Source organism: bacterium, from assembly GCA_019695305.1.
In the GTDB taxonomy this organism is placed as follows: Bacteria; UBA10199; UBA10199; order UBA10199; family JAIBAG01; genus JAIBAG01.
Genome location: JAIBAG010000007.1, coordinates 34,031 through 45,609 on the forward strand (window position 1 = coordinate 34,031; position 11,579 = coordinate 45,609).

The 11,579-nt window shown below is 43.4% G+C and carries 6 protein-coding genes; all 6 read left to right on the top strand.

What is annotated here, in order from left to right; translation table 11 throughout:
- The first annotated feature begins 108 nt into the window (after nucleotides 1–108).
- The 6 genes from K1X76_05020 (at nucleotide 109) to K1X76_05045 (ending at nucleotide 11,508) form a co-directional block, all read left to right on the top strand.
- The gene (locus K1X76_05020) at nucleotides 109–5,019 is read left to right on the top strand and encodes a S8/S53 family peptidase (GenBank protein ID MBX7148425.1); all 4,911 of its coding nucleotides are present in this window, start codon (nucleotides 109–111) and stop codon (nucleotides 5,017–5,019) included.
- Nucleotides 5,020–5,062: 43 nt separating this feature from the next.
- Nucleotides 5,063–5,821, top strand: a complete 759-nt coding sequence (rlmB, locus tag K1X76_05025) for a 23S rRNA (guanosine(2251)-2'-O)-methyltransferase RlmB (GenBank protein ID MBX7148426.1) — start codon at nucleotides 5,063–5,065, stop codon at nucleotides 5,819–5,821.
- Between the two features lie 103 nt (nucleotides 5,822–5,924).
- Entirely contained in the window at nucleotides 5,925–7,136 is a 1,212-nt protein-coding gene (locus tag K1X76_05030; GenBank protein ID MBX7148427.1) for an aspartate kinase, read from the top strand.
- Between the two features lie 60 nt (nucleotides 7,137–7,196).
- Nucleotides 7,197–8,777 (top strand): citramalate synthase, encoded by a 1,581-nt coding sequence (cimA, locus tag K1X76_05035; GenBank protein ID MBX7148428.1) that lies wholly within the window; start codon nucleotides 7,197–7,199, stop codon nucleotides 8,775–8,777.
- A gap of 119 nt (nucleotides 8,778–8,896) precedes the next feature.
- On the top strand, nucleotides 8,897–10,285 hold the full coding sequence (locus tag K1X76_05040; protein ID MBX7148429.1) for an OmpA family protein: 1,389 nt from the start codon (nucleotides 8,897–8,899) through the stop codon (nucleotides 10,283–10,285).
- 101 nt (nucleotides 10,286–10,386) lie between these two features.
- The gene (locus K1X76_05045; GenBank protein MBX7148430.1) at nucleotides 10,387–11,508 is read left to right on the top strand and encodes a cysteine desulfurase; all 1,122 of its coding nucleotides are present in this window, start codon (nucleotides 10,387–10,389) and stop codon (nucleotides 11,506–11,508) included.
- Nucleotides 11,509–11,579 lie beyond the last annotated feature (71 nt).

Sequence of the window (11,579 nt, forward strand, 5' to 3'; positions counted from 1 at the left end):
GTGAAGCTCGATTTCATCATCTTAAATGGTTTTTTTAAAGAGAACCCCCAGCTCACAGAGGAGGAGCGTCAAGTCCTACAGACTTATGATACGACTAAATCCAATTCTGTGGATCGGGATAACCCCTTGCTTACCGATAATGAAGATTTAGGTGGTATTGTTTTCGATAAAACCGAACTAGCAGCCATACTAAATAATAATCCAATTTTTAAGCATGCCCTTCAGTTCGGTAGTTTGCATACCATGGCCATTCCGGGTTTTGACGATACTTACAGCCTTTTGGCCGATTATGTGCGGGATCATCTGGCCCAGGATTATTTTCAGGACTTGTGCGGGCTAGAGGGATTTCCGATACCGAAAAATGCCACTCTTACAGATGACCCCACCGAAAATTTAAAGCTGTATTTTCAATTTGTGGAGCGGGTGAAAAACGAATTTACTGTTTTGTCTGCAGTGGATCAACCCTCAGATTTTTTAAGAAATACCCAAGTTGCTGGACGCCCTTTGTATCGGTGCCAAAAAGAGGAGCAAAAAGACGTACTGGGAAACGAGACGGGAACCATCTATCATGTTTATATTGATTTGGGTGTTGTAGAACTTACTTGTTCCATAAAAAATGAGAATGATCCTCAATTTTTTACAAAATGGAACATTAAACCCATGGGTGATCCCTTATTTTGGGAAATGATTGACCCCACCAATAGCATGTCCTTGTTGCCTACTTTATTTCTTGCCGACATTGAAAAAAACTCAGATTGGCCCGCCGTTTTTGATGTAAACACAGCAGCATCTTCTTCTGCACCTATTCTTTTTTCCGAATTTGAAAATATCACTATTTCTTCTGGAGATTTGGAAAAAATAGACAGATTCATCGATGGTATTAATTATGTCCGAGACTATAGTTATACAGAAAATGAGATAGCAAAAATTCTTATGGGGTATTTAACGGATGACACTTCTGTTGAAGTGGGTTTGGAGGCCGATACCATTACCATTACAAATGCAGAAGGTACTGTTACATGGGCGTTGAGGCAATTGTTGCTGAAACATGGTTACACTCTGGAAAAATATGAAGATATCTCGGGTAGGGTTACGTATTATATTCAAAAAACCGATACCGTGGCCTGGCTTATCAATAAAGCCACCGGTGCCGAAAGGCTGGTGGCACTCAGTAAATTTCCTCTTAGGTTTTCCGAGGGTGATTTTAAAGGTTTTTTTAAAAAAATGGATGATAAGGATCTCCCTGGGAGGTTGACGTTTTTATTGCCGTATTATGGAGGGTATGCCCGCATGAATTGGGCGACGGAGTTAAGAAATACCCCATGGCTGAGTGGATTAGTGGGCAATTTTAATGAAGAACAAATAAAAAATGATTTATGCCTGTTTATGGATGATTGGAATTTGTATCAGGCCTTGTTTACCGAGCCCTGTATTGCTTTTAGAACAGGTGGGATGGAGGCCATGGATCAGGCCAGTGCTATTTTGGCGGCTTTGCAAAAAACAAGTACCCCCCGTATTGCCTTGGCGGCTTTGTTGCACATGGCTATGGGCCAAGGGAAGGCAGCAGATGAATTGCGCCAGGTTTTGCCTTCGGTTTTATCTCAAATAGATTATTTTATTCCAAAAGAGGCTCGGGAAAAAAAGAAGGGTGAAGTAACAGTTGAGACTCAAAACGAAGGTTTGGGAAATGCCTGGTACACCTGGCACCCGCAGCAATTTTATGAGATGGCGTCCCGTTTGGAGCTTATAACCCCAGAGCAATTAAAAGGACATATTGCACTCCTCGATTTTGATTATTTTGCAACAGGTCTAAAAGCTATTGACAATAATTTTACCCTCACCCGTCATCCGTTGACTATAGACTTGCCCAAAATCACACCATCCGCTCCTAAAGAGGATATTCTCAATTTTGACCTTTTATCTCATTTTATAAAACGAGATTCCACACGCGAGAAACTGGGGTTATTACGGGCAGAAAAGAGTGAGTTAATGCTAATCGATGTGCTCACTCTGGATTGGGATAATGTCCAACGCGAGGATATACGCCGTGCCTTGGAACGCTATGCGCGTGATGACGAAGATGGGTTTGTACATATTGCGGCGGCAGTTGTTCTGCGGAGCAGGCCGGATGCACTGGATAGACTTACCGGAAGGGATGATAAAAATTTGAAATACGAGTTATTGCCTCCCAAGGCCCTGGCCAAAGTGGTGTTGAAGTATCCCAAAGTAGCCTCAAAAGCTCTGGAATGGCTGTTTATGAATGATGAAAAAAGGGCTATTGATACTCTTGAATATGCTCTTGGTTTTGTGCCTTATCATCCAGAAGGTTTTTGGGATAATGCCATTAAACTTTTGGTGGCATCGCTGCACCCCAAGGCTTGTGCCGTGTTAACCATGGCGCGGTCTCTAAGCGATCTTAAGCTGGCAGCAAAAACTCTCAAACTCATTGATGATAAACTCAAATGCCCGTTTGATGCCGATTATTTTAAGGCCCTTTGTTTTGATCTGGAACAGGATTACAAAAAATATCAGGATCAAAAAGGAAGCGATGTTTATAAAACGGTTTTATTTTATGCTCTGTGCCGCAAATTGGAAGGGATGATGATTATTTATGGTGGCCCATTAACCTGGCACGAGGAGATGGAGTCAGGCTTTCAAGCTTTGTTTGGCACAGAATTAACTATCTCTTTAAAATGTTTGTATTTTGAATGTGAATCCGCTGATTCTTTTGAAAGTTTGATGAACACCCTCACTTTTATCCAAAAAACTCTGGATGAATATAAGGCGGGTTATGGTGATTTAGAAATGGGGTATGAGGATGTGCTTTCGGTGATTTCAATGTATTTGAGCCACTATCCGGAACTGCGACATGAACAAGAGTTATGGACTTTTGTTTTTGAGGCGCTGGATAAGGCCTTGGAGGCTGAAAAACCAAATCTTTATTCCGCTGGACGTCATGTGGAGTTGGACGAGATCGCCAAAAAATTTGAGGCATTTATAAAAGAAGTTCCTGTTCCGGATAAGATAACGGTGCCTCCCACGTATCAAATGATGTTATTCTATTTGGGGCAATCCAACTATGCAGACGCAATATTCACGGCGGGAGCTGCAGAAAAAGGGATAACCCCGCTTACGGTAAAAGAGCCCTTTGATTACTGGCTCTATTTTTTCGATTCCAGTAGTTTTAATCCCCAAGAGGGCTTGCTGGCCATGTACGAACACCTTTGGCAAAAACATGGTCCCTTTTTTTTAAAAACGGAGGTCCCCACATCGATAGCTATTGAAGGCTGGAAAAAGCAAGACTGCCTTCCCGCTTATCAGCTTTTTATGGCCTCTCGTGGCCAGTGGGGTGAGGTACATAGCATCCCATATGATCTCATCGATTGGAAAAATCCTTTTCATGCCAGGGTAATGAGCGCATACAAAAAAAACCTGGATACTTTTGTTCTAACTCCTGATTATGCAGATCCTTTAGACAGTACCAAGTACAATGAAAAACTTTACCCTCTCGATGATGTGCTGGTTTTTCTGGAGCGTTTGGCGAGTTTGGCCGCTTTAAAAATGCCGCAAGGGCCTTATGAGCGCGATATTTATAATTTGGAGAGTGATGAACTGGAGGCCTTGCTGGAAGCCTTGAAAAACAATATGGACCTTGTGTTGCAAGATATAGCAGACGCTCTTTATTTAGGAGCCAATGGGTATGCCATAGAAAGTGAAACCCCGGAAATGTTACGGAAAATAAAAGAGACAATCCCGGGTGATTCGGTGTTGGGTTATTTGTTTAGTTTGGTGCAGGCCATTTTGGGTGATGAGAATGCTATTAATACCTTATGGCAATTCCACGATGGGGAAAAAACACTTGCCTCGGATATCCGTTTTTTGGGCGATCAAGTGGGTAATCTGCTTTTTTACGGGGATGAATTTTTAAAACACCATAATCCCGCGCGTTTTTTTGGGATTCATACGCCACAGGCTAATGCCAACCGTAATGTGGTGGCCACGGTGGAAATGGGCAAGCCCGATACGGCAATCAAAGCAATGGCTCCTCATATCCAATTATCACGCCATGCCCAACAGGCGGCTACAGCTTCTCATTCTACGTTTACTGCCCAAGTAGTTTTGGGGGGTACTAGTATTAACGGTGATTATCATGGAACGGTGCGTTCTTATGTGGTGTCGGAAAAAGGACATATTTTTGAAGGAGTGGATGCTATTTTGGGACAGGTGTTGGCAGATGTGAGAAGGGGTAAAAAAACGGATGTGGTGAGTATTTCGCTGGCTTCATACTTTATTCCCACCAGTCTTAATACTCAAGATTTGCTCAATTCGTCGATAGTGCATTCTATAAAAGCCAAACTTGCGGCTTTAAGTTTACACAGAATACCGGTAGTTATTGCGGCGGGCAATGAAGGCAGTGTAGAAATCATGGAGAGTAATGCAGTGCAATTAAATGATTTGGCTAAAATAAGCCCCCATTTTATTGTGGTGGGTTCTAACAGTGGGTTGCACAAAAAAGAAGGGGCAACATATTCTTTTATTTCAGGAAAGTTGCCTGATGAAGAACCGCGTCGCGTGAGTCGTTTTTCGTCCACAGGCAATCCATCGGCCCGTGTGGATGTGGTGAGTGTGGGAGAAGGCATTGATGTTTTTACCGGAGCCCTTTTTGAAAAAGTGGATGGTACCAGTTTTTCCACTCCTAATGTGGCGGCGGTACTAGCCACCATGAAACACTTAGCTCCTATGGCCACTGTTGAGATGCTGCAGGCCATTCTTAAAATGACGGCCACCGATTTAAAACAAGATACCCCTTTATCCGAGGGGGCAGGTGAGGTGAATACGCGTGATGCGCTTTATGTGGCCTCTATTATAAATCCGTTTATGACGCACAAAAAACGTCTTCAAATAGCCGAAGAATTTGGCTACAAGCAGGATAAAGCCGAAGACCTAATTTGGCTTGCAAACCGGATACGCCAGCAGGTATGGTTTGGCAATGCGCATCGACAAAGTTATGGGGAATAAATTGGTTTTCATTAAACTTGTTTTAGGTTAACAGGCTTTAATCATGAAAACCGGTAAAAATCAGATACTCTACGGTAAAAATCCGGCCCTCGAATGTCTCAAGGCTTCTCGCCGTCCTGTTTTTGAAATCTACCTTCAAGATACACTTTTTAAATCACTGCAATCCGAACTTATTCCTTTTCTTTCGCCATCGTTTAAAGCGTTTCATAGTGTCAATAAAACCAAGCTCGATTCGTTAACGCAGGGCGCTTTGCATCAAGGAATTGTATTTTCTGTAGGAACTTATCCTTATGCCGATGAAGGCGATATCATTGAGCGTGGTGATAAACCGTCTACGCTAGTGTTATGTGATTCACTCCAAGATCCTCAAAATTTAGGCGCTATATCCCGCAGTGCTTTGTGCTTTGGTGTAGATGCGCTGGTGTGCCCCAAAGACCGTGCTGTAGAAGTAACACCCGCGGCTGTTAAAGCCTCTGCCGGAGCCTTGGAACATTTGGCCGTTTGCCGCATCACCAACCTCATTAACTTCATGAAAGATTTAAAAGACGCCGGATATTGGTGTTATGGGGCCGATATTAAAGGTAAAAAAACTCTTTCTCAGATCGAATTCCCCCAAAAAACGGCCTTGGTTCTGGGCAGTGAAGGCGAGGGGATGCGTCGCCTCACCGCCGAAAACTGTGATGAGCTTTTTAAAATCCCCATGGCCCAGGGTTTTGATTCGCTTAACGTAGCGCAGGCGGCTTCTGTGATTTTTTACGAACGCTTTTCTCGGAGCACGGGGCACGGGAACCGGGAATCGTAAAAAAGAGCTCTTTTTATCTTTACGGATCCCGTGTCCCGAACCCCGGATCCCTTTCTTCTTCACATTGACATTCCCTGTAATTCCTTATAAACCCACGTGTCCTATGGCTTTAATTGTACAAAAGTATGGCGGTACCTCGGTGCAGGATGCTGACCGGATTAAAAATGTTGCTAAAAGAGCTATCGAAGCTAAAAAGGCAGGGCACGATGTTGTGGTGGTTGTCTCGGCCATGGCCGGGGAAACCAATCGTCTTTTAGCTTTGGCTAAGTCTATTACCACTGAACCCGATGAACGTGAGTTAGATCAGTTGGTGTCTACTGGTGAGCAGGTAACCATTGCATTACTGGCCTTAGCGCTACAGGAAATGGGCCAACCGGCGCGATCCTTTTTGGGAACCCAAGTAAAAATTATTACCGATTCGGCTTATTCCAAAGCCCGTATCCAACGTATTGATGCCGATATTATTTTTAGCGCACTTAAAGAAGGTAAGATAGTAGTAGTGGCTGGTTTTCAGGGTATGGATGAAGGTGGCAATATTACTACTTTAGGACGTGGAGGGTCGGATACAACGGCTGTAGCCTTAGCGGCTGCCTTAAAGGCCGATTTGTGTGAAATTTATACCGATGTGGATGGGGTTTATACCACCGATCCTCGTATTTGTCCCAATGCCCAAAAATTACCAAAAGTTACTTATGATGAAATGCTTGAGATGGCTAGTAGTGGGGCTAAGGTTTTGCAAGTGCGTTCGGTTGAATTTGCTGCCAAATATAAAGTACCTCTGGTTGTAAAATCGTCTTTTAATAACAATGAGGGAACTTTAATCACAACGGAGGAATCCATGGAAGATGTAGTTGTATCAGGAATTACAATTGATGAAAGCGAAGCAAAGCTTGCCTTACGCGGCCTGCCCGATAAACCGGGTGTAGCCTCTCACGTGTTTGGACCTATTGCCAAAGCCAATATTAACGTAGACATGATTGTTCAAAATATATCGGCCGAAGGTCTTACCGATTTGACCTTTACTGTGCCCGGTGGCGATTTGCCCAAAGCTAAAAAAGTGATTGATCAAATCATCGGTGAAGTGGGATTTAAAAAAGTGGAAGCCGATCAAGACGTAGCAAAGGTTTCTGTTATTGGTGTGGGGATGCGTTCGCATGCTGGGGTTGCCGCTAAAGTTTTTGAAGTGCTTTCGGGTGCTGGTATTAACATTGAAATGATTTCCACTTCCGAAATTCGTATTTCGGTGGTGGTGAAGAAATCACAGGGTAAAGATGCTGTGAAGAAATTGCATGATGCGTTTGGACTTGGGAAGTAGAGCCGGCCTTTAGGTTTTGTTTGCGGGTGGGGAAGAGAAGAGTTTTAAGAATGAGAATGTATGGCTAAGAAAAAACACATTCAAATTTACGATACCTTATTGCGTGACGGCACTCAGGCCGAAGATATTAATTTTAGCGTAGAGAATAAATTATCTATTGCCGAAAAATTAGATCAATTGGGTGTGGATTTTATTGAAGGCGGATGGCCCGGGGCTAGCCCGCGTGACACCGAGTTTTTTAATCGTGCCCAGACGGAACTCAAATTAAAGCATGCTAAGCTTGTGGCGTTTGGATCAACGCGCAAAGCCTCTAATAGTGCCGAAGAAGATCGCATCTTAAATGATTTACTGGCTTCTAAAGCGAAGGTGATTTGCATTTTTGGAAAAACTTGGGATTTTCATGTAAAGACAGCCTTGGGGATTTCTTTGGACGAAAATTTAGAGCTTATCCGTTCCAGTCTTGCTTATCTCAAAAAAAATAAACGCCAGGTATTCTACGATGCCGAACATTTTTTTGATGGGTATAAAGCAAATCCTCACTACGCCATTAAAACTCTGCTTGCTGCTAAAAAGGGTGGGGCGGATGTTTTGGTTTTATGTGATACCAACGGTGGCACTTTGCCCGATGAAGTAAGCTCCATCATCAAAAAAGTAAAATCCAAAGTACGTCATCCCTTAGGCATCCATGTGCATAACGATGGCGGCTTAGCTGTGGCTAATTCGCTGGCCGCTGTTAAAGCCGGGGCTATTCAGGTGCAAGGCACTATCAACGGCGTGGGTGAACGTTGCGGGAATGTAAATTTGCTGACCGTCATTGCCAATCTCGAGCTCAAAATGGGTTATGATGCTGTTGGTGCTAAAGGTTTAAAAAATTTAACCACCATCTCGCGCTTTGTGGATGAAATGGCTAATCGTGTGGGCACACCTTATCAGCCCTTCGTTGGAAAATCCGCTTTTGCTCACAAGGGTGGTATGCATGTGAATGCTATTTTAAAAGATTCACGCACCTACGAACACATCAATCCAGAACTGGTGGGGAATGCCCAACGTATTTTAGTGTCGGATTATTCGGGCGCTTCTACCATTTCTAAAAAAATGGCTGAAGTGGGTGTGAAGCTGGAAGCTAACGATCCTAAGGTGAAACAATTATTAGGTGCGCTTAAAAATTTAGAAAATAAAGGTTACGAATATGAAGGTGCCGAGGCTTCGTTTGAAGTGCTGGTTAAAAAAACTTTAGGCGCCTATAAGCCGCATTTTAATCTGCATTCTTTTACAGTTACCGATAATATTTCGGAAGACGAGGCAAAAGTTTATTCGCGAGCTGATATTCATTTGGAAGTGAATGGCCATTCCGAAAAAACTACCGGTGAAGGTGTTGGTCCGGTGCATGCCTTAGATCAGGCTTTGCGCAAGGCTCTTGAACGTTTTTATCCGGTGATTAACGGGATGAAATTATTAGATTACCGTGTACGCGTGTTGCCAGCCGGTGAAGGAACTGCTTCATATGTGCGAGTTATTATTGAATGCGGCGACGGTAACTCTAAATGGAATACGGTAGGGGTATCCGAAAATATATTACAAGCAAGTTATCAGGCCTTGGTAGATGCTATTGATTACAAACTGCTTAAAGATCACCTCTAATTTTTTTGTGACTTTAACGTAAAAAACTTCAAACTTATCAACTAATTGTTGACACTTATCGGGATTTCCTTCATATTTTACCGCAAGGTCAGCCCAACAATTAATTAAGGAGTCATTTCATGAACTTACTCCCGTTTAAAAACTTTAAGTGTTACATATTTCTTTTTTTGGCACTTTTAATTTTTACTTCACCGGTTGAAGCCCGGTACATTTCCAATTTTTCTGCCATAAATTTTACTCCCGCGGTAGATAGTGGTGATTATGTGACCGTGTATGGATCACAAAATTTAGGACAAAGACAAGGTGCGTTGGGTGTGTATTTTGATTATGCCAATCGCCCCCTGCAATTTGTGGCTACCGGCGCTGCTACGGGCCGTCAATCGGTTATTGATCACATGTTTGTGGCCGATGTTTATGGTGCTTATGGTTTTACCGACTGGTTTACTGTTGGTTTAAATATTCCTGTGGTGGGTTATAGCTGGTTTTTTACCGATGATGCCGCCGCCGACTCTGATCATGCTGCTGGGCTTGGTGACATTACAGCCTATTTTAAGTTTCGAATTGTGAACACCGATAATAGTCGTGTAGGTTTTTCGTTTATGCCTTATGTGACCTTACCCTCCGGCGATTTTAGCCGCTATTCGGGTAACGGACACGTGACAGGGGGCGCATCCTTAATTACCGATTTTATTTTTCATGAACGCTTCAGCATGGCGTTAAACGTAGGGGCTTTGTTGCGTGACGACGTAACACGTCACGCCGTTAATATTGATGATCGTTTAACCTACGGTTTGGCTGCTAATGTAAAGTTTTCTAAAGGCGTTCATGGTATTGCCGAAGTTACCGGTTCTACAAATCTTAAAAACATGTTTGCCGAAGGATCCGAATCGCCTCTTGAAGCGGGCGGCGCGGTTCGCTTTCTTATTCCCAATTCTGGTTTTGGTTTAGACGTGGGTGGTACGGCCGGTCTTATTGATGGTGTAGGTGCTCCCCGTTTTAGAGCTTATTTGGGTGTAAAATACACCGGTGGTCAACCCAAGTGTCCAGAATGTCCTCAGCCGGCTCCACCTCCACCGCCCGATCCTCGTATTCGTGGTGGCAAAATTGTGCTGTGGGGTAAAATCTTTTACGATACTGATAAAGCCACCATCAAACCCATCTCCTATCCTGTGTTAGATGATGTGGTTGATGTTATGATGAAAAATCCCCAGCTTCGTTTGGTGGAAGTACAAGGACATACCGATGCGCGTGCTAGCGACGAGTATAATAGAAAACTTTCGGATGCTCGTGCTCACTCGGCCATGGAATATCTTATTAGTAAAGGTATTGAGCCGTCACGCTTAGTGGCTAAAGGTTATGGTGAATCGCAGCCCATTGCTGATAACACCACCAAGGAAGGTATGAGCCAAAACCGTAGAACAGAATTTGTGATTCTGCAGCAAGACGGTGGGGTTGAGGTAGGTACCGACCCTTCAACCGAGGCTCCAGCCCCGGGTTCTACCATGTAAGTGTTGGTTAATATTGCTTTTAAAAAGGGCGTCTCAAACGACGCCCTTTTTTATTTCTCCCTCTTGCTTCTGGCCTATCATTAATACTATACACTTTCATCATGCGTGTTTATGCCGATTATAATGCAACGACCCCCTTAGCCCCGGGCTTTGAGGGATATCTTCGCTCTTTTTTAGGGGAGGGTTATAAAAATCCATCCAGCATTCATGCCGAAGGTCGTGCTGCTCGTGAGTTTTTAGATAGAGAACGGACTATAACCGCTGGTTATTTGGGTGCTGAAGCTGATCAGGTTATTTATACCAGTGGAGCTACCGAGGCTAATAATGCTGTTTTACAGTCGTTTGTGGATATGTATCCAGACGGAAAGATTATTTTATCGGGTATTGAGCACGATTCAGTTTACAAAAAAGCCCAGGCTTTGGGTGCCTTAGGTTATCAGGTGGTTACAATCCCTGTTGATGAAGAAGGTAAATTGGATGTGACCTTACTTGATTTTGCTCTCCAGGAATCTCCTGCATTAGTGAGTGTGATGTTGGCCAATAATGAAACAGGTATGGTTTTGCCTATTGTAGATATTGCTGCCATAGCTCATGAAGCTGGATCTGTAGTGCACACGGATGCAACTTGTGCACTTGGTAAAATACCATTATTATTTAATGAGTTAGATGTTGATTATTTAAGTTTTTCTGCACACAAGTGTTATGGATTAAAAGGGGTAGGGGGATTGCTGGTTAAGGATGTAACAGCCTTTAAACCGCAAATTTTAGGTGGTTTGCACGAGCGAGGTAACCGTGCCGGTACCGAAAATTTGATTGGCATCATGTCGCTCAATGCGGGATTAAAATATGGGCTTCAAGATTTAGGTTTGGAGTTACAAAGAATGGAAATGTTAAGGTCTCGTTTTGTGACTGGTCTTAAGACTTTTAAAAGAGAAATGAAAATTCATGAGTCTTCTACAGCGCAGTTGGCTTCAACAGTAAATATTGCTTTTAGAGGTTTTCATGCCGAAACCATGTTGGCTCGTTTGGATTTGGAAGGAGTGGCGGTATCCTTTGGTTCTGCTTGCCATTCAGGTACCTTTGAACCATCTCGGGTGCTTTTGAATATGGGTATTTCGGAAGAAGAAGCATCGTCCACTATTCGGTTCTCGTTTGGACGGATGACGACGATTGATGAGATTGATTTTATTTTGGGGGTTTTAAAAAAAACATTGGAAGAGTAACCCCCTCCAACTCCCCCTTAGCTTAAGGGGGAGAGCGAAGAAAGCCCCTCCCCTTAGGCTAAGGGGAGGTC